We start from the raw sequence: 17478 nt of genomic DNA, 5'->3' as shown, positions 1-17478 counted from the left end.
GCGCGGGTCGCGCTACATCCGCAACGCCGCAATGTACTTCGCTCGCGGCCGCAGCAGAAAAGCCTGCGCGCGCTGTTCCAGCACATGCGCCACCCAACCCGCCGTACGGCTGATGATCCACAAGGCCGTGGCCGTGCCATCCGGCAGGCCGAGCGCACGTGCAAGAACGACGAGCGCGATCGCCACGCCGGGATGCATCGACAGTTTGTCTTTTGCGAGCGAGAGGAATTCGAGTGTCGGGACGGTCTCCGGCGTCGCATGCTGCAGCGCGCGCACCTGTTCGAGAATCAGATTGGCGCGCACGTCGCCTTCCGGATAGAGCGGATGGTTGAAACCGAACAGACTCGCGCCCACTTCGCGGACCATCTGCAGGCGTGGTGCCGTATCCGGATTGGCAACGTCGCGTAACAGCAGCGTTTCGACTTTCTCCGTCGCCGTGCCCGTCGAAAAGCCGACGTGCGAGCCGATCGCCGCCGCGACGCAGTTGTAGAGGTCGGCATTCGTCGATGCCGCGACTCGCGCCGCGAAAGTGGCGGGCGCCAGTTCGTTGTCGGCGAGTACCGTCAGCGCGCCGTTGACGGCAAACACGGCATCGGGCGTACACGTGCCGCCCGCCGCGCGCAGCAGATAGGCGGCCAGACTTTCGCCGCGCTCGCGCATCACGAACGCGCGCGCTTTGCTCAGGAATCCGAGACATCCCGCCATCGTCTGCATGATGAGGCGCGCGGCCTGCACCGCGCTGCCATCGGAAATCTCCGCCGCGCCGCGGCCCTGCATGCCGAGCGCGAGCGGCACCATGCCGAGCAGGTTGGCGATATCGCTGCCGTCGAGCTTGCCCGCGTACGCATCGAATAGCGGCAACACGGCTTGCGGCGTGTCGAGCGCGCCCCACGCGGTGACGCCGTCCTGCCAGACGCCCGTCATCAGCAGTTGCGAAACGGATTCGAACGACGAGCCTGCCTTCGCCATTTCGACGGCTGACCGGTTGCGGTACAGGGGACCTTGCGGCGTGATGTGCGTGATCGCGGAGGCGAGCACGGGCTCGCCCCAGCGCATCGTCGATTCGGCCGACGCCGCCTTCGGCATGCGGCCCCGCTTGCGGCTGCCCACCCGTTCGACATCGGCGCGCACGTACAGACTGCGCCGTCCGTCGTCATGCGGCGCGGTGCCGATCAGGCCGCGGCTCACGTACGAGTAGAGGGTGGCCGGCTTGATGTTGAGCCGGGCCAGTACCTCCTCACGCGTCATCAGATCTCGGGTCGTCATGAAATCAATCTAATCAATATAAATCAACTAAAAAGGGTGTAACGATCGGGCATTCCGCAGTCTAGCAGAATGGCTGTGAATAATGACTTTCGGACGTTTTGCATCGTAGCAGCAAGCGCTTTCGATGTTTATGTTGATTTGAAATATCAATCTTGATCGACAGAGCTTCGGCGAGTAATTTTCAGTCCTCGATTCCATTTTTGCACCGCGCCGCGAACCGCTTCGGGCGGGTGCCTTGAGGAGACTTTCCGATGCATGACCTGAGACGCGAATTCGGGCCGGCGCAAGCGAGCTTCGTCGATCAGACGGGCCAGCGTCCCCGCGACAATCATTACTGGGCGCCCGTGATCGTGAGCCGCGAACAGATCGACGCGGAAGTGGAGCGCCTGGCCGCGCTGCCGAGGCCCGCAGACGGCCGCCGTCATTCGTTGATCGTTCATCCGTCAGCGCGCGCTGGCTCGCCCGGACTTGCGCCCGGCATTCAGGTGTCGCTGCAAGTCCTGTTGCCTGGCGAATCGACCGAGCCGATGCGCCACAACGCGACCGAGGTGAACTTCTGCATCCGGGGCGGCGGCTCGACGCGCGTCGCGGGCCGCACCATCGCGTTCCGTCAATACGACGTGTGGAATCACCCCGCCTTCGTCGCCTTCGCGCATACGAACGACACCGACGACATCCAGGTGCGGCTGGTCTACTCGAATGCGCCGCTGCTGCAGCACATGGAAGTGTATGTGCCCGAGTTCGGCGTCGAACTGGAAGTGCCGACGCAAACGCTCACCGCGCACGCGAGCGACGACCCGAAGCGCCGCAGTCCGTTCGGCACGTTCCCGATCGGCGAAGACGGCGGTCTGCTGATGCCGTACGAAACGCTGATCAATCCGCAGGTGGTCGAGTCGCGTCCGCTGCATTTTTCGTGGCAACAGGTGAAGGCCGAACTCGACAAGCTCGAGGCGCTGGGGAGCGACTACGTCGGCCGCCGTCTGTACATGATGTACAACCCGGTGACGGGCCGCACCAACGGCATCACGCCGAATTTCTTCGCGACCATGACGATCCGTCCGCCGAAGATCGTCGACCGTCCGCATCGCCACGTATCCGCGGCCATCAACTACTACTTTTCGGGCTCGGGCTACAGCATGGTGGCGGGCAACCGCTACGAGTGGAAGGCCGGTGACCTGATGCTGTCGGCGCCCGGCTGGGCCGTGCACAACCACGCGTCCTACGACGACTACGTGTACGAGCTGACCATTCAGGACCAGCCGCTCAACATCTACATGCAGTCGCTGCTGTGGCAGGAGAGCATGAAGGAGCCGCCCGCGCTGCTCGGCACGCAGACCGGTTTTTCGACCAATCGCACGAATGCCGCCAAGGCCGCATAAGCCGCTTCATCGACAAGGAATCCAGATCATGCGCGAACTTTCCTGGCTGAAGGGCTCGATCACCCCGATCGTGACGCCCTTCCGCAATCAGGCCGTCGACTACGAAACGTATGCACGGCTCGTCGACTGGCAAATCGTCAATGGTGGCCACGGCGTGCTCGTGAACGGCACGACGGCCGAGCCGAGCCTGCTGACCGTGGCCGAGCGCAACCGCCTCGTCGACGTCGCCGTCGAGGCAGCGGCTGGCCGCGTTCCCGTGCTGGCCGCGACAGGCTCGCAATCGCACGCGGAGACGGTCGAACTGACGCAGCACGCCGACAAGGCGGGCGTCGATGCGATGCTGGTCGTCACGCCTTACTACATCCGTCCGCCGCAGCGCGGGCTGGTCGAGTACTACGCGGATGTCGCCGCGCGCACCGAACGGCCGCTGCTGATCTATCACATCCCGGGCCGCGCGGCGGTCAGCATGGACCTCGCCACCGTCAAGGCGATCCGCGAGCGCGCGCCGAATCTCGTCGGCATGAAGCACGCGGTCAACGACATGGCCTTCGTCACGCACATGCTCGATGCGTTCGGACCCGAGTGGCGCGTGTTCGTCGGTCTCGAAGAGCTGAGCTATCCGATGCTGGCGGTCGGCGCGTGCGGGCTGATGAACGCGGTCGGCAATCTGGCGCCGCGCAAGGTCGCCGATCTCGTCGAAGCCGTCGAACGTGATGACTACGAGGCGGCCCGCAAGCTGCATTTCGCACTGTTCGAGCTCAATCAGTCCGTGTTCTACGACACGAATCCGATCCCCATCAAATACATGATGAAGCGCATGGGCCTGATTCCCGCGAACGAACATCGCTTGCCGATGATGCCTGCTACGCGCGAACTGGAAGCGCGGCTCGATGGCGTGCTCGATCGCGCTGGCCTGCTTTGAGTGCCCGCGACGATCCGAACGACAACGAAACGGAGACCCTGATGAGCGACAGGATTCCACGGCTGGAAATGGCCGACATGCGGGCCGATCTGGCCGCCTATCTGACGCCGCGCGTCGAGCGCTTGCGCTATCTCGGCGAGCTGTTCAAGTGCGCGGGCCATGCGCCCGACGTGCTCCTGCAATTCATGCATTTCACCGACGCGCTCAAGCAGGCGCTGCCCGACCGGCTCACGGAACTCGGCGCGCTGACGGTGGCGAGTTACATGGAGAACCGTTACGAGCGTCACCAGCATGAACGACTGAGCGTGAAGCTCGGTTTCCCGCGCACGTGGATCGCGCAGGTCAACCGGCTCGATCCCGCCGCTGCGACGGAACTGAGCGACGTCGATAAAGCCGCGCAAGCGTGTGCGCTGAAGGCATTGCGTACGCGCGGTCTCGAAGCGCAGGCAGAGTTCGACGCATTCGCGAGCCTCGTGACGCCTGCGGAAGCCATGGCTTTCGTGATGCTGATCGGCCGCTACGTCACGCATGCGATCGCCGTCAATACGCTGCGGCTCGAACCGCCCGTCGCGTCGATTTTCGAGGATGAGCAATGAACGCGGCCAGCACACCCGTGTGGATTTCCGAGCAGCAGATCGTCTCGCTGATGAATCTGTCGGGCGCCATCGAAGCGCTCGAAGCAGGCCTCGCGCAGCAGGCGAGCGGCGCGGCGAGCAACATGGGCAAGACACATGTCGCGTGGGGACACAGCAATCTCCACGCGATCGGCGCGGCATTTCAGGACGCCGGCACAGTCGGCACCAAGACGTGGGCGCACACGGAAGGCGGCGCATGTCCGCTGCTGATTCTCTTCGATAGCGCGAACGGCCAGCTGAAGGCGATTCTCGAAGCGTTCGCGCTCGGCCAGATGCGCACGGGCGGCATCTCCGGCGTGGCGACGAAGTGGCTCGCGCGGCCCGATGCGGAGGTGCTCGCGCTGATCGGCACCGGCAAGCAGGCGCTCGCGCAACTTGCGGCCGTCGCTGCCGTGCGTCGTCTGAAGCTGGTGCGTGTGTACAGCCCGACGCCGGACAAGCGGCGTGCCTTCGTCGAGCGGGCACGCGAGAAATTCGACATCGAGATCGTCGAGGCGGCGTCGGTGGAAGCCGCCGTCGCCGACGCGCCGATCGTCACGACGGTGACGCGCGCCACGCAAGCGTTCCTGCCTGCATCCGCGCTTGCCTACGGAACGCACGTGAACGCGGTAGGCGCGATTACGGAAGAACGCATCGAACTCGCCGACGATGTGTTCGCCCGCTGCACGCGTGCCGTGGTCGACGATCTCGGCGCGGCGAAACGCCTGTCGACCGAGTTCGTGCGTGCATATGGCGCGCGCGACGCATGGAACGAAGTGACGCCGCTGTGCGACGTGATCGCCGGGGGACGCGCACGCACCGCATCCGACGACATCACGGTATTCAAGGCAATGGGCATGGGCGTATCGGATCTCGCGCTCGGTCTGCGTCTGTATGCACTCGCGCTCGAGAGAGGGCTCGGATCGCCCTTGCCGCAGCCTCGGCGCGAACCGCCGCGCCTGAACTGACACGCGGTTCGTCGAAGCAGTAGCGCCCGTGGATACACGGGCGGGTTTGTCCGCGCCCGGCGGCGCGCGTGCCGCCATGCCGGCCGGACAAACCGGATCAACACAAACACACGAATACAAAAACTTTGGAGACACTCTAGTGAAGAGACGCCACACTCTCGCCGCGTTCGGCCTGACATGCGCCGCCACCTCTTGCGCGTATGCGCAAGGTTCGGTGACGCTCTATGGCATTACGGATGTCGGCGTGGAAGTCGCCAATCACGTGCCCGGTCCGAACGGCACGTCCGGCACGGCTGTACGCATGGAGTCCGGCAGCCTTGCCGGTTCGCGCTGGGGCTTGCGCGGCACAGAAGACCTCGGCGGCGGCCTGAAGGCCATATTCGTGCTGGAGAACGGTTACTCGATCAACAACGGGACGCTCGGGCAAGGCGGCCGGCTGTTCGGGCGCAAGGCGTATGTCGGGCTGAGTACGCCGTATGGCGACGTGACGCTCGGCCGGCAATACAACTTGCTGTATGACCTGATGTACGTGTACGACGCGCTTCAGTTCAATCCGAGTTATTCGGCGCAAGGTTACGACGCAACGCTCGTGGGGCGTGCCGACAATGCCGTCCGCTATACGGCGCGTTTCTCGGGCGTGACGTTCGCGGCGCTGTATAGCACCGGGTTCGATTCGACGATCCCCAACGGCGCGCAGGTGCCGGGCCATTCGAAGGTCGGACGCGAATACAGTTTCGCGCTGCAGTACGCAAACGGCTCTGCCAACGTCGGCGTTGCCTATGATCAGATGCAAGGGACGTCGATCGCCACGCAGGATGCCACGCAGATGCGCGTCGTGGGCGGTGCGACCTATACGTTCGGACCTGTGAGGGCGTATGTCGGAACGCGCTGGCTCAACATCCGTAACACGACGGCGCTGCAAAGTTCGCTGCTGTACTGGCTGGGCGCGTCGTGGCAGCCTACTTCGCCGCTGATCTTCTCGCTTGGCGGGTATCAGGAACGCATTCATGGCACGGGACAAAAGGCCACCAGCGGCGTGCTGCTGGCCGACTACTTTCTGTCCAAACGCACGGATCTCTACGCCGAAGTATCGTACGTCACCAACTCGAACGGGTTGAACGTCGGTGTGCGCGCGACGGGCGACGTGACGACGGGCGGCAACCAGACGGGTGCCATGGTCGGCATCAAACACACCTTCTGACAGTGGAGAACATCATGGCCCAACACAAAGTGTCGATGCCTGCGGGACGCATCGACGTTCGCCAGGAACTGGAGGAAGCGCCGCTGGGCGGCTTTCATATCCGGCTCGGCGTCCTGATCGCGATGATTCTGCTGTTCGACGGCTACGACCTGTACAACTCGGCGTACATCGTCCACTACGTGGCGGGTCCGTGGGGACTGTCGCCGGCGCGCATCGGCATCATGCTGTCGAGCGGGCTGGCGGGGTTCGCCGCGGGTTCGGCTGTCAGCGGACTGCTCGGCGATCGCTTCGGGCGTCGCAGCATTCTGCTGCTCGGCTGCTGGGGCTCCGGCGTGATGAGTCTGGCGATTGCACTGTTCGCGCACAGCCTCGCGTCGTACATCGCGCTGCGCGTGACGATGGGCCTCGCGCTCGGGCTGCTGATGCCGCTCGCGATCACCTACATCAACGAGATCGCGCCGAAGCGTTCGTCGAACGTGTTCACGAGTCTGTTCTTCTCGCTTGGCTGGGTGAGTGGCTCGTCGTCGGCGGGATTGATCGCGGCGTGGCTCACGCCGCATTACGGCTGGCAGAGTCTTTATTACGTCGGCGGCGTCGCGCTCGTGTTCGCGCTTGCGATTCAATTGTGGTTGCCTGAATCGCCGCGCTTTCTCGCCAGCCGTGGACGTTGGGAAGAGGTCAAGCCGTTGCTGTATCGCTTGCGTCCGGACCGCGCGGCAGCCTACGACGCGGGCCAGTTCGCCACGGGCGGCGCGGTCTCGCACAGAAGTCCGCTCGGCCTGCTGCTGTCGCGCGACTATCGGCTGCGCACGCTGAGCTTCTGGGCTGCTGGCGCGTTGAGCCTGTTTTCGGCCTACGGCCTGTCGGGCTGGCTGCCGACCATCATGCTCAAGCGTGGCGAGAACCTGTCGTCGAGTTTCGCGTATGGCTCGCTGTTCGCGGGCATGGCGGTGGCGGGCGGCCTGATTTCGGGCTTTATCGCTGACCGCGTCGGCGATCGCCGTCGCGTGATCTCGGCATCGTACCTGCTCGGCGCAGCGATGGTCGCGCTGCTTGCCTGGGCGACCGACCGCACCACCACGCTGATTGCGGTCGCGGGTGCGGGCGCGTTCGTGGTCGGCTCGCAGATCGTGCTCAATAATCTGGTTGCCGCTGCTTACCCGACTGAAATGCGCGGCACGGGCGTTGGCGTGTTCCTGGGGCTGTCGCGTATCGGCGCGATGTTCGGGCCGGCCGTGGCGGGTGTCTTGCAGCAGTGGTCGGGCGGACCGGGCATCATGTTCGCAGCGATCGGCGCCGCCGTGCTGATGACGGCAATGCTCGTGCTGACCGTCGGTCCATCGCAGCCGCATGTGGTCGTCACCAATGCCCACTGAGGCCCACTGAGGCTCACTGAACTTCCGTTTCAAAGAGAACCATTATGTCGAGATTAACGCTCAGCCTCGCTGTCAGCGACTATGACCATGTGCGCGACCTGGTAAGCGGGCGCGTGCAGCCCGAAGGCATCGAGCTGGTGCCGTCCGTGCTCGATGTCGAAGAGATCTTTTATCGCACGACGCATTTCCAGGAGTGGGACATTTCGGAAATGTCATTCGGCAAGTATTCGTCGCTACGCTCGCAGGGCGATGACCGGCTGGTCGGCATTCCCGTGTTTCCGTCGCGTTCGTTCCGCCAGTCGTCGCTCTATGTGCGCCGCGACGGACGCGTTCGGCGTCCCGAGGATTTGCGCGGCAAGCGCATCGGCATTCCCGAGTGGGCGCAAACAGCCGCGATCTACTCGCGCGGCTGGATTGCCCATTCGCTCGGCATCCCGCTTTCGGAAATCGAATGGGTGCAGGGCGGTGTGAATCAGGCGGGCCGCAAGGAGAAGGTGAAGGTGCGCGTGCCCGAAGGCGTGTCGTATCGGTCGGAGCCGGAGCATTCGCTCACATCGCTGTTGCTCGACGGCGAGATCGACGCCGTGCTGAGCGCGCGTCCGCCCGAGCCGGGACACGAACGCGCGGATGAGATCGTGCGGCTCTTTTCGCAGTTCGCCGACACGGAACGCGAATACTACGAGGCCACGCGCATTTTTCCGATCATGCACCTGATCGTGTTGCGCCGTGAGACGTTTGAAAAGCATCGGTGGATAGCGGGCAATCTGCTGAAGGCGTTCGAAGAAGCGAAGCGCAACAGTTTGTACCGGCTGAGCGATATCACCTGCTCGCATTTCCCGCTGCCGTGGATGCCCGCGCGTGTAGCCGAAGCGCAAGCGCTCTTCGGCGCGGACATCTGGCCGTACGGGTTGGAGCCGAATCGAACGACGCTCGAAGCGTTCCTGAAGTTCGGCTATGAACAGGGTGTGTGCCATCGCCTGCTGAAGCCGGAGGACCTGTTTCCGGCCGAAACGCTCAGTGCGGTGCGGGTGTGACCCGGGGCGAGCGATGATCACGCTTCAGAAGACTGGCAGTTTCTTCGTCGGCGGACGGCGTGTGAACGTCACGGGGCAAGCGCCGCATCGCGTCACGCTGTCGTCGACGTCGACGCGCGACTACGATCCGAACGGCACTTACTGGATCGAAGCGGCCTACGTGCAGTACTTTCTGCAGGCTACGCCGCGCTATTCTGTGCCACTCGTGCTGATGCACGGCGGTGGCCTGACGGGCGCGATGTGGGAAGACACGCCGGACGGCAGGCCCGGCTGGCTTCAGCGGCTACTCGAGGCAGGTGTGTCGGTGTATGTGGTGGACAACGTCGAGCGTGGGCGTGCGGGCTTCTGCGCGCTCGACGGTATCTGGCCTGACCGGCCGTTGTCGCGCAGCGATGAAGAGTCCGCCGGGATCTATCGCTTTGGTTACACGGGCCACCGCTTTCCGCTCGATGCGATGCAAGGCCTGTCGGCGCAAACCGTGCCGCGTTGGGCAAGCACGAGTGCGCTGCAAAGGCAGGCGTTGATCGATGCGGTGCGGCGTATCGGCCCGTGTGCGCTGCTTGGTTTCAGTCAGGGCGGCGGTCTGGTTTTCGATGCAGCCGACGCGGCGCGCGATCTCCTGCGCGCATGTATCGCGCTCGAACCGCACGGCGTGCCTGCGTCGTTCGATGCCGGTTTGCCGGGCACGCCGGCACTCGTCGTGTTCGGCGATTTCATCGAAGAAGATAGAGCGTGGCGCGCGCATGCGGCTCGCGCGAGCGCGTCGATCGACGCGTGGAATGTCGCGGGCGGAAAGGGCGAACGTATCGATCTGCCGGCGCTCGGCATGCGCGGCAACACGCACATGATGATGATGGATGAGAACAGCGACGACGTATTGCGTGTCGTGCTCGACTGGCTGGATGGTTGTGATGGGATGCGTTCGCTGCGTTGATCGACGCAACATGCAGCCAGCTACGACTCCGTTCGCCAAACCTGATCTTCACGCCGCGAAGCGAACAAGGCGCGCGCCCGGTAACGCGATCTGGTGCGTCCACGCGGCCAGCGTGCGCGCGACGACGGGCGCCTTGCTGAGAATCGCGCTGTCGTACACCTTGCCCGCAAAGCGGATCGCGTCGACGATGCGGAAGCCCTGCCCGCGATAGAAAGCAACGAGATGCGAAGCCGGATACGGCGTATCCAGCGCCAGCTCTGCATAGCCACGCGTCGCGGCCCAATGCTCGGCGAACGCCAGCATCGATTTACCGATGCCGCGGTTCTGCCACGAAGTATCGATGGCCAATTGACGAATCGTCGCGACGTCGTGCCGATGATAGTGCTCGCAGAGCGACTCGCTGTCGCTCGCATATAGCGTCATCGTGCCGATGATCTTTCCACCACTGACCATCACGAAACAGTCGCCACGTTGAGCGCGTTTCATCGTGACGGCCACATCCTGATCCACACACGTGCAGTTCAACCCCATCATGCCGAGTCGCGCAAACGCGCGATGCAGCATGGTCGTGAGTTGCTCGTACGAGTCGCGCGACGGATCGAAACGCCGTAGCACCACACTGCCGCTGCTCCGTTCGCTATAAGAAGGGGGTGTGTGCTTTTCGATTGTCGCGCATCGTTTCGACATGGTGTCTCTCCGGGCTTCCTGACTTTGAGTGAAGTCTAGAATTGGCCATGACGGGTCACAAGAAAAAATCTCGTAAAAATTGCGAGCCTCTTTCCAGGCGCGTCGCGCGATCGGCAATCAGATCTGGCCTTCAGCCGGAAAAGGCGGTATCGTCGCATATGACAACGTTAGGGTCATTTACGCCATGCGCATCACCGTGCTCGCACTCGATGGACTGTTCGACACAGGGCTCGCCGTTACGCTCGACGCGCTCGGCGCCGCGAACAAGCTCGCTTCCCGCATGATGGGCGCCACGCCCAAATTCAACGTGACCGTCGTGGGCGTGCGCAAGCGTGTGCGCTCGGGACAGGGCTTCACGATTCCCGTGCAGGCGATCACGCCGGACCTGAAGCCGGACTGGGTCATCGTCCCCGCGCTCGGCAAGACCACGCCGGATGAACTGATTCCCGCGCTGGATCGGGCGGACGTGAAGCAGGCCACCGCGCAACTGGTGAAGTGGCGCGCCGAAGGTGCTCTGATTGCCGCTTCCTGTATCGGCACCTTTCTGCTTGCCGAAGCGGGTCTGCTCGATCATCGTGAAGCGACATCGACCTGGTCGCTCGCACCGCTATTCCGGCAACGCTATCCGAAGGTCTCGCTCGACGAAACGCGCATGCTCGTTGCGACCGATATCGGCGTGACGGCGGGCGCAGCATTAGGGCATCTCGATCTCACGCTCTGCCTGATCCGAAAGGCGAGTCCGGAACTGGCAACGCTCGTTTCGCGTTACCTGCTAGCCGATATCCGCTCGCTGCAGGCGCCGTACATCATTCCCAATCATCTGGCGCTCGCGGACCCGTTGATGCAGCGTTTCGAACGATGGTCGCGAGACCATCTGAAGGAGGGTTTCTCGCTGCAGGATGCCGCCAATGCGCTGGCGACGAGCGCGCGGACGTTGCAGCGCCGCTGCCAGGAAGTGCTGGGAAAATCGCCGCTCGCGTACTTTCAGGACTTGCGCGTCGAACGCGCGCAATCGCTGCTTCATGGCAGCGGTCTCGATCTCGAAGCGATTGCGGCCGAAGTGGGTTATGTCGACGGCGCGACGCTGAGAACCTTGTTACGTCAGCGTTTGGGGCGGGGCGTGCGCGAGTTGCGCGCGGATTTGCGGTAACAGCAATCTATGCGGCGTTCGATAAAAAAAGAGGAAGGTCTCGAACCTTCCTCTTTCATCGCACGCTACTTAGTCATAGAGCACAGCAGCGATCTTCGGATCATTCATGTTTGACTTGTCGTACCAGTAAAAACCGGTATCGACTTTCTTCGGCAGCTTCTCGCCCTTGAGCGCTTTCACGGCCGAATCGATCACGCATTTGCCGATCCCAACCGGGTTTTGCGTAATCGCGCCCGCCATCAGGCCGGACATGATGTCCTCTTTCTGTTCCTTGCCCGAGTCGTAGCCGATCAGCACCAGTTTCTTGCCCGATTCCTTCACGCCGATGGCCGCGCCTTCCGCCGAACCTTCGTTGGCGCCGAAAATGCCTTTGATGTTCGGATTGGCCTGAATCATCGCCTTGGCAATCTCCGCCGATTTCAGGTGATCGCCGCCACCGTATTGCACCGAAACGATCTTGATGTTCGGATGCTTCGACTTCATTTCGTTCAGGAAGCCGTCGCGCCGGTCGATGCCCGTGCGGCTCGTCTGGTCGTGAACGATGACGCCGACTTCGCCCGTATTGCCGATCATCCCGGCCATCTTGTCCGCGGCGAGCGCAGCGGCCGCAAGGTTATCCGTCGCGCACGTGGTCAGCGGAATATCGCTGTCGACGCCCGAGTCGAACGCGATGACGGGAATCTTGCTGGACTGCGCACGCTTGAGCAGCGGAATGGCTGCCTTGCTGTCGAGCGCGGCAATGCCGAGTGCCTGCGGTTTCTTCGCGAGCGCAGCCGACAACATGTCGATCTGTTTATCGACCATCGCCTCCGTTTCCGGGCCTTCGAACGTGATGCGCACGTTGTTTTCCTTCGCGGATTGCTCCGCGCCCGATTTCACGGCCTGCCAGAACTGATGCTGGAAGCCTTTTGAAATCAGCGGAATGTAGGGCTCGTCCGCGTACGCCAGACTGCTCGCACCGACGAGTGCGCCGACACCGATCGCGATACTGAGTACTTTTCTTTTCAACATGGTTTTCTCCTCCTAAGGTGGCTATTGACCTCCAGCCGTTGAGAGAGCCTTCCGGTACTCTCCTTTCTTTGATTTCTATTCTTTGTGCAAGCTCAGCGTTTCCGGCGTCGCAAGATGTCGGCGTACACGGCGAGAATGATGATGAGACCTGTCACCACGATCTGCCATTCCTGTGCAACCGACATGATGCGCAAGCCGTTGGTCAGCACGCTCATGATGAATGCGCCGATGATCGTGCCGAGTATCGTGCCCGAACCGCCGCTCAGCGACGTGCCGCCAATCACCACTGCCGCAATCGCTTCCAGTTCGTAGCCCTGGCCGAGGGCCGGTTGCGCCGAATTCAAACGCGATGCGATCAGCAATCCAGCAATGCCGCAAATCGCGCCGCCCAGACCGTAAATCGCAATCTTCCATCTGTCGACGTTGACACCCGACAGACGCACGGCTTCTTCATTGCTGCCGAGCGCGAACGTGTAACGGCCGAGCGCCGTGCGATTCAGCGTGATCGAACTGACGATGGCGAGCACGAACAGAATCAGGACGGCATTCGGCACGGGGACACTGGGCAGGAAATACGCGATCAGAGAATCTTGCGAGATCATGTAGAAGTTCTCTGTGTCGGTGAAATAGATCGGCTTATCGACCGATACGACGAGCGAAAGTCCTTTGAGCAGCAGCATCATGCCCAACGTCGCAATGAACGGCGGTATTTTCATTTTCGCCGTCAACGTGCCCGAAATCGTGCCGCACACTGCGCCCGTCGCGATGGCGGCGAGTACGCCCATCCACATCGGCAAATGCCAGTACGTCAGGAATACGCCGCAGATGACGGCCGTAAATGTCATCAGCGTGCCGACGGACAGATCGATGCCGCCCGTGATAATGACGAAAGTACTGGCAATGGCCAGCACACCATTGACGGCCGTCGCTTGCAGAATGCCGAGGATGTTGTCCATCTGCATGAACGCAGGGGACGCAAAGCTGAAAAAGATCAGCAGCAATATCAGGCTTGTGAACGCGAGCAGCTTTTGCAAAGCCGTCGGCGAGAAAAGACGGGCCCTGAAGCCCGATAATCTTCTTTCGTTGGACAGTGCCGCGGTATCCGATTGCGATGTCATCGATCCGACCTCTTCAGGCTCATGCTGTTTTCAGGGATTCGCGCTGCGTCGCGAGATGCATGATGCTTTCCTGCGTGGCCTCGCTGGCGGAAAGCTCGCCAGTAATGCGGCCTTCGCACATCACCACGATACGGTCGCTCATGCGCAGAATTTCCGGCAATTCCGACGAGATCATCACGATCGCCTTGCCTTGCGCGGCGAGCGAGCGCAACAGCTTGTAGATCTCGCTCTTTGCGCCGACATCGATGCCGCGCGTCGGCTCGTCGAAGAACAGTACGTCGCAGTCGCGCTCCAGCCATTTCGCAATGACGATCTTTTGCTGATTGCCGCCCGACAGCAGTCGGACAGGCTGTGTAGGAGACGGCGTGCGAATGGCGAGCAGATTGATGAAATGCGAAGCCCGCTTGCGTATCTGCGCGCGACGGAGGAACACACGCAGTGACAGGAATTTGCCGAGATCCGACATCACGATGTTCGATTCGACGTCCATGCCCGTCGCGAGACCGAAGCGTTTGCGGTCCTCGGAGAGATAGCCGATGCTGTGCGCGACGGCATTGCAGGGTCTTTTGATGAGCGCTTTCACGCCTTTCACGAAGATATCGCCCGACTCGATCGGGTCCGCGCCGAATACCGCGCGCGCGACTTCCGTGCGGCCCGCGCCCATCAAACCCGCAAAGCCCAATATCTCGCCCTTGCGCAGCGTGAAGCTCACGTCCCTGACGAGTGGACCGGCGTTCAGATGCTTCACCTCGAGCGCGATATCGCCCGTGCATTCGTCTCCTTGATAGGGCGTGACGTCGGCGAGCGTGCGGCCCACCATCATGCCGATGATCGTGGCCACAGTCGTGTCGGCCGTCGAAACCGTGGCCACATACTCGCCGTCGCGCATCACGGTGACGCGATCGGAGATCTGCTTGAGCTCATCCATCTTGTGCGAGATGTAGATGATGCCGACGCCGCGTTCCTTCAGCTGACGGATGATGCGGAAAAGCTCGGCAATCTCCGCGTCGTTGAGCGCGGAGGTCGGCTCGTCCATGATGAGCACGCGCGAATCGAACGACAGGGCCTTCGCGATCTCGACCATCTGCTGGCTCGCGACCGTCAGCGACTCGACGACGGTACGCGGATCGAGATTCACATGCATGCGCGCGAGGATCTCGCGAGCCTGCGCGTTGAGTTTGTCTTCGTCGAGAAACAGGCCCAGGCGCCCGCGCGGCTCGCGGCCAATGAACATGTTCTGCGCGACGGTCAGATGATTCATCAGCTGAAGTTCCTGATGAATGATGCCGATGCCTGCCGCCTGGGCTTCGCGCGGGCTGGTGAAATCGACGGGCTTGCCGTCGTAGAGCATTTCGCCGGAATCGCGCGTGTACACGCCGGCGAGAATCTTCATCAGCGTGGACTTGCCTGCGCCGTTCTCGCCCATCAGCGCATGCACTTCGCCCGCCATGAGCTCGAACTGCACTTCGTGCAGTGCCCTCACGCCGGGAAAGCTCTTGTTGAGCTTGCTGACGGAAATGAGCGGTGTCATGGCGCGGCAGTCGTGCAAAGAGAAGCCAGAGACATGGCCTTGTCCTTAAGGTGCGAAAAGATCGGGTCTTTCTTGCGCGGACCGGTGCAATTCGGCGACCACCTCGTCGAGATGATCGTGCATGGCTTTTGCAGCCGTATCGGCGTTTCCGGCGCGGATCGCCGCGAAGATGCGCTCATGCTCATCGAGCGTATGCGCGAGGCGCTCCGGACTTGCTAACAATTGTCTTGCGCGATCCAGTGCATTGCGCGATACAGCGACGATTTCCTTTACGCGCGGCAAATTCACCGCGTCGAGCATGATTTCGTGAAAAGCCAGATCGAGTACATGAAACGTCAAACGCTCTCCGTTGCCGGCGACGTCGCGCTGCTGATCGAGATTGACGGCGAGCGCGTCGATTGTCGCGGCGTTCCGCATCAGCGCGACGGCGCGCACCGTTTCGACCTCTAGCGCGCTGCGTATGAACAGATGCTGGTGTATGTCGTGAAGCGCGATGGGTTTGACGCGCGTGCCGCGCTGCGGCAGAACTTCGACGAGGCCCGCATGTTCGAGCCTCGCCAATGCGGCGGAAACCGGAAAGCGCGATACGCCCATGCGCTCGCACACGGCGAGCTTGTCGATCATCATTCCGGGTTCCAGCACCAATGTCACGATCGCTTCTCTCAGCGCCAGTTCCACCGCGTCGGTCAGGCTGCCTCGCTCGCCGCCTTTGACCTTTTGCAGTGCGACATACGGATTACTGGCGGCATTCGCTACATCTGACGAAGAGCTCACGGCACGCTTGATTTCCAGAAGACATGCTAGCATGCTAGGAAGTGGATTGAGCGTTGTCAACGCGTGCAAACGCCTGGTAGGTCTTATCAGGGTGTACCCGGATCTATACCGGCAATGCACGCATCATGCGGTTCGTCTTCGCTAGCAGGTCAATGCCGGTAGCCATCCCTGGAGGGTGCTCAGATGACCACGATCACGAGGCTGTCCGTTCGCGACATTCGTTTCCCCACTTCCCGTTCTCTCGATGGCTCCGACGCAATGAATGCCGCGCCGGACTATTCCGCCACGTACGTCACGCTCGAAACCGATTCGCCGCAACCACTCACCGGCCACGGGCTGACGTTTACGATCGGGCGCGGCAATGAAATCTGCGTGACAGCGGTGAATGCGTTGACGCCGCTGATCGTCGGCAAGAAGCTCGAAGATATCGCCGCGAATATGGGCGCATTCTGGCGCGCCTTTACCTCGGATAGTCAGTTGCGCTGGATCGGTCCCGACAAGGGCGCCATTCATCTGGCGACAGCCGCTGTCGTGAATGCCGTATGGGACCTGTGGGCGAAATCGGTTGGCAAGCCTGTGTGGAAACTGCTTGTCGACATGAGCCCGGAAGAACTCATGCGCTGTCTGGACTTTCGTTACGTGACGGATGCGATCACACCTTACGAAGCGCTGGCGCTATTGAATCGCCACGCGAAGACGAAAGGCGAACGCGAAAAGGAAATGCTTGCGCAAGGCTATCCGGCTTATACGACATCAGCGGGCTGGCTGGGCTATGACGACGACAAGATCCGCAGGCTCGCACGTGAAGGTGTGGCGCAGGGATGGACGCATTTCAAGCAGAAGGTCGGCGGCAATCTCGAAGAAGATGTGCGGCGCGCGCGCATCCTGCGCGAAGAGATCGGCGAGAACCTGAAGCTGATGATGGATGCGAATCAGGTGTGGGACGTCGATGAAGCCGTCGCGAACATGCGGCGTCTTGCAGAGTTCGACCCATGGTGGATCGAAGAACCGACGAGTCCCGACGATGTGCTCGGTCACGCAGCCATTCGTCGGCGGTTGGGAACGATCGGTGTCGCCACGGGCGAGCACTGCCAGAACCGTGTGATGTTCAAGCAGTTATTGCAGGCTGAGGCGATCGATTTCTGTCAGGTCGATAGTTGTCGTCTGGGCGGACTGAATGAAGTACTCGTCGTGCTGCTGATGGCGGCGAAGTTCGGCGTGCCTGTGTGCCCGCATGCGGGTGGTGTCGGATTGTGCGAGTACGTGCAGCACATTTCGCTATTCGACTATATCTGCGTGTCGGCGTCGCTGGAAAACCGTGTGCTCGAATATGTCGATCATCTGCATGAGCATTTCGTCGATCCCGTCGTCATTCGCAATGGCCACTATATGCCGCCGCAAAAGCCGGGATACAGCATCGAGATGAAGGCACCGTCACTCGACACCTATGTATTCCCCGATGGCGAGGCATGGCAGCCTTGAGGCCGTCGAGTAACTAAAACTGGATTGCCAC

Annotated in this window: 16 protein-coding genes; 10 read left to right on the top strand and 6 right to left on the bottom strand. The window is 62.0% G+C overall.

Annotated features, from left to right (window positions below; genetic code table 11):
* Nucleotides 1–12: 12 nt before the first annotated feature.
* A complete protein-coding gene (locus tag PPGU16_RS38190; RefSeq protein WP_180727226.1) occupies nucleotides 13–1248 on the bottom strand; it encodes a citrate/2-methylcitrate synthase in 1236 nt (411 codons plus the stop codon).
* A gap of 269 nt (nucleotides 1249–1517) precedes the next feature.
* On the opposite strand from PPGU16_RS38190, the gene PPGU16_RS38185 reads away from it, so the two are divergent.
* The 8 genes from PPGU16_RS38185 (at nucleotide 1518) to PPGU16_RS38150 (ending at nucleotide 9694) form a co-directional block, all read left to right on the top strand.
* Nucleotides 1518–2645, top strand: a complete 1128-nt coding sequence (locus tag PPGU16_RS38185; RefSeq protein ID WP_180725981.1) for a cupin domain-containing protein — start codon at nucleotides 1518–1520, stop codon at nucleotides 2643–2645.
* A gap of 28 nt (nucleotides 2646–2673) precedes the next feature.
* Nucleotides 2674–3567 (top strand): 4-hydroxy-tetrahydrodipicolinate synthase, encoded by an 894-nt coding sequence (gene dapA / locus PPGU16_RS38180; protein WP_180725980.1) that lies wholly within the window; start codon nucleotides 2674–2676, stop codon nucleotides 3565–3567.
* A 41-nt stretch (nucleotides 3568–3608) separates the two neighbouring features.
* Entirely contained in the window at nucleotides 3609–4163 is a 555-nt protein-coding gene (locus PPGU16_RS38175; RefSeq protein WP_180725979.1) for a hypothetical protein, read from the top strand.
* Nucleotides 4160–5149 (top strand): ornithine cyclodeaminase family protein, encoded by a 990-nt coding sequence (locus PPGU16_RS38170; RefSeq protein WP_180725978.1) that lies wholly within the window; start codon nucleotides 4160–4162, stop codon nucleotides 5147–5149. The genes PPGU16_RS38175 and PPGU16_RS38170 overlap by 4 nt, the downstream gene beginning before the upstream one ends.
* A 139-nt stretch (nucleotides 5150–5288) precedes the next feature.
* Nucleotides 5289–6350 carry a porin gene (locus tag PPGU16_RS38165; protein ID WP_180725977.1) on the top strand — a complete coding sequence of 354 codons (1062 nt, stop codon included), beginning with the start codon at nucleotides 5289–5291 and terminating at the stop codon, nucleotides 6348–6350.
* 14 nt (nucleotides 6351–6364) lie between these two features.
* Nucleotides 6365–7726, top strand: a complete 1362-nt coding sequence (locus PPGU16_RS38160) for an MFS transporter (protein ID WP_180725976.1) — start codon at nucleotides 6365–6367, stop codon at nucleotides 7724–7726.
* Between the two features lie 44 nt (nucleotides 7727–7770).
* A complete protein-coding gene (locus PPGU16_RS38155) occupies nucleotides 7771–8760 on the top strand; it encodes a substrate-binding domain-containing protein (RefSeq protein ID WP_180725975.1) in 990 nt (329 codons plus the stop codon).
* Nucleotides 8761–8773: 13 nt separating this feature from the next.
* Nucleotides 8774–9694, top strand: a complete 921-nt coding sequence (locus tag PPGU16_RS38150; protein ID WP_180725974.1) for an alpha/beta hydrolase — start codon at nucleotides 8774–8776, stop codon at nucleotides 9692–9694.
* 48 nt (nucleotides 9695–9742) lie between these two features.
* Here PPGU16_RS38150 and PPGU16_RS38145 read toward each other — a convergent pair whose 3' ends face one another.
* Nucleotides 9743–10381 (bottom strand): GNAT family N-acetyltransferase, encoded by a 639-nt coding sequence (locus PPGU16_RS38145; protein ID WP_180725973.1) that lies wholly within the window; start codon nucleotides 10379–10381, stop codon nucleotides 9743–9745.
* 184 nt (nucleotides 10382–10565) lie between these two features.
* On the opposite strand from PPGU16_RS38145, the gene PPGU16_RS38140 reads away from it, so the two are divergent.
* Nucleotides 10566–11531, top strand: a complete 966-nt coding sequence (locus tag PPGU16_RS38140; protein ID WP_180725972.1) for a GlxA family transcriptional regulator — start codon at nucleotides 10566–10568, stop codon at nucleotides 11529–11531.
* 69 nt (nucleotides 11532–11600) lie between these two features.
* Here PPGU16_RS38140 and PPGU16_RS38135 read toward each other — a convergent pair whose 3' ends face one another.
* The 4 genes from PPGU16_RS38135 to PPGU16_RS38120 form a co-directional block, all read right to left on the bottom strand.
* Nucleotides 11601–12542 carry an ABC transporter substrate-binding protein gene (locus tag PPGU16_RS38135; protein WP_180725971.1) on the bottom strand — a complete coding sequence of 314 codons (942 nt, stop codon included), beginning with the start codon at nucleotides 12540–12542 and terminating at the stop codon, nucleotides 11601–11603.
* 92 nt (nucleotides 12543–12634) lie between these two features.
* Nucleotides 12635–13660 (bottom strand): ABC transporter permease, encoded by a 1026-nt coding sequence (locus PPGU16_RS38130; RefSeq protein ID WP_180725970.1) that lies wholly within the window; start codon nucleotides 13658–13660, stop codon nucleotides 12635–12637.
* Nucleotides 13661–13679: 19 nt separating this feature from the next.
* On the bottom strand, nucleotides 13680–15191 hold the full coding sequence (locus PPGU16_RS38125) for a sugar ABC transporter ATP-binding protein (protein WP_180725969.1): 1512 nt from the start codon (nucleotides 15189–15191) through the stop codon (nucleotides 13680–13682).
* 45 nt (nucleotides 15192–15236) lie between these two features.
* Nucleotides 15237–15998, bottom strand: coding sequence for a GntR family transcriptional regulator (locus PPGU16_RS38120; RefSeq protein WP_180725968.1), 762 nt, complete (start codon nucleotides 15996–15998; stop codon nucleotides 15237–15239).
* 150 nt (nucleotides 15999–16148) lie between these two features.
* Here PPGU16_RS38120 and PPGU16_RS38115 point away from each other — a divergent pair, with 150 nt between their 5' ends.
* Entirely contained in the window at nucleotides 16149–17447 is a 1299-nt protein-coding gene (locus tag PPGU16_RS38115; protein ID WP_180725967.1) for an L-fuconate dehydratase, read from the top strand.
* The last annotated feature ends 31 nt before the right edge of the window (nucleotides 17448–17478 follow it).

The sequence above is a fragment of the Paraburkholderia largidicola genome (assembly GCF_013426895.1).
Taxonomy (GTDB): domain Bacteria; phylum Pseudomonadota; class Gammaproteobacteria; order Burkholderiales; family Burkholderiaceae; genus Paraburkholderia; species Paraburkholderia largidicola.
Note: the sequence above shows the minus strand (reverse complement) of the source record. Positions and strands in the feature narration are given on the sequence as shown.

Coding starts and splice junctions, on each gene's coding strand:
- PPGU16_RS38190 (WP_180727226.1), bottom strand. CDS start 1,248: ATGACGCGTGAGGAGGTACTGGCCCGGCTCAACATCAAGCCGGCCACC.
- PPGU16_RS38120 (WP_180725968.1), bottom strand. CDS start 15,998: ATGCTAGCATGTCTTCTGGAAATCAAGCGTGCCGTGAGCTCTTCGTCA.
- PPGU16_RS38125 (WP_180725969.1), bottom strand. CDS start 15,191: ATGACACCGCTCATTTCCGTCAGCAAGCTCAACAAGAGCTTTCCCGGC.
- PPGU16_RS38130 (WP_180725970.1), bottom strand. CDS start 13,660: ATGACATCGCAATCGGATACCGCGGCACTGTCCAACGAAAGAAGATTA.
- PPGU16_RS38140 (WP_180725972.1), top strand. CDS start 10,566: ATGCGCATCACCGTGCTCGCACTCGATGGACTGTTCGACACAGGGCTC.
- PPGU16_RS38155 (WP_180725975.1), top strand. CDS start 7,771: ATGTCGAGATTAACGCTCAGCCTCGCTGTCAGCGACTATGACCATGTG.
- PPGU16_RS38145 (WP_180725973.1), bottom strand. CDS start 10,381: ATGTCGAAACGATGCGCGACAATCGAAAAGCACACACCCCCTTCTTAT.
- PPGU16_RS38115 (WP_180725967.1), top strand. CDS start 16,149: ATGACCACGATCACGAGGCTGTCCGTTCGCGACATTCGTTTCCCCACT.
- PPGU16_RS38175 (WP_180725979.1), top strand. CDS start 3,609: ATGAGCGACAGGATTCCACGGCTGGAAATGGCCGACATGCGGGCCGAT.
- PPGU16_RS38160 (WP_180725976.1), top strand. CDS start 6,365: ATGGCCCAACACAAAGTGTCGATGCCTGCGGGACGCATCGACGTTCGC.
- PPGU16_RS38170 (WP_180725978.1), top strand. CDS start 4,160: ATGAACGCGGCCAGCACACCCGTGTGGATTTCCGAGCAGCAGATCGTC.
- PPGU16_RS38135 (WP_180725971.1), bottom strand. CDS start 12,542: ATGTTGAAAAGAAAAGTACTCAGTATCGCGATCGGTGTCGGCGCACTC.
- PPGU16_RS38185 (WP_180725981.1), top strand. CDS start 1,518: ATGCATGACCTGAGACGCGAATTCGGGCCGGCGCAAGCGAGCTTCGTC.
- dapA (WP_180725980.1), top strand. CDS start 2,674: ATGCGCGAACTTTCCTGGCTGAAGGGCTCGATCACCCCGATCGTGACG.
- PPGU16_RS38150 (WP_180725974.1), top strand. CDS start 8,774: ATGATCACGCTTCAGAAGACTGGCAGTTTCTTCGTCGGCGGACGGCGT.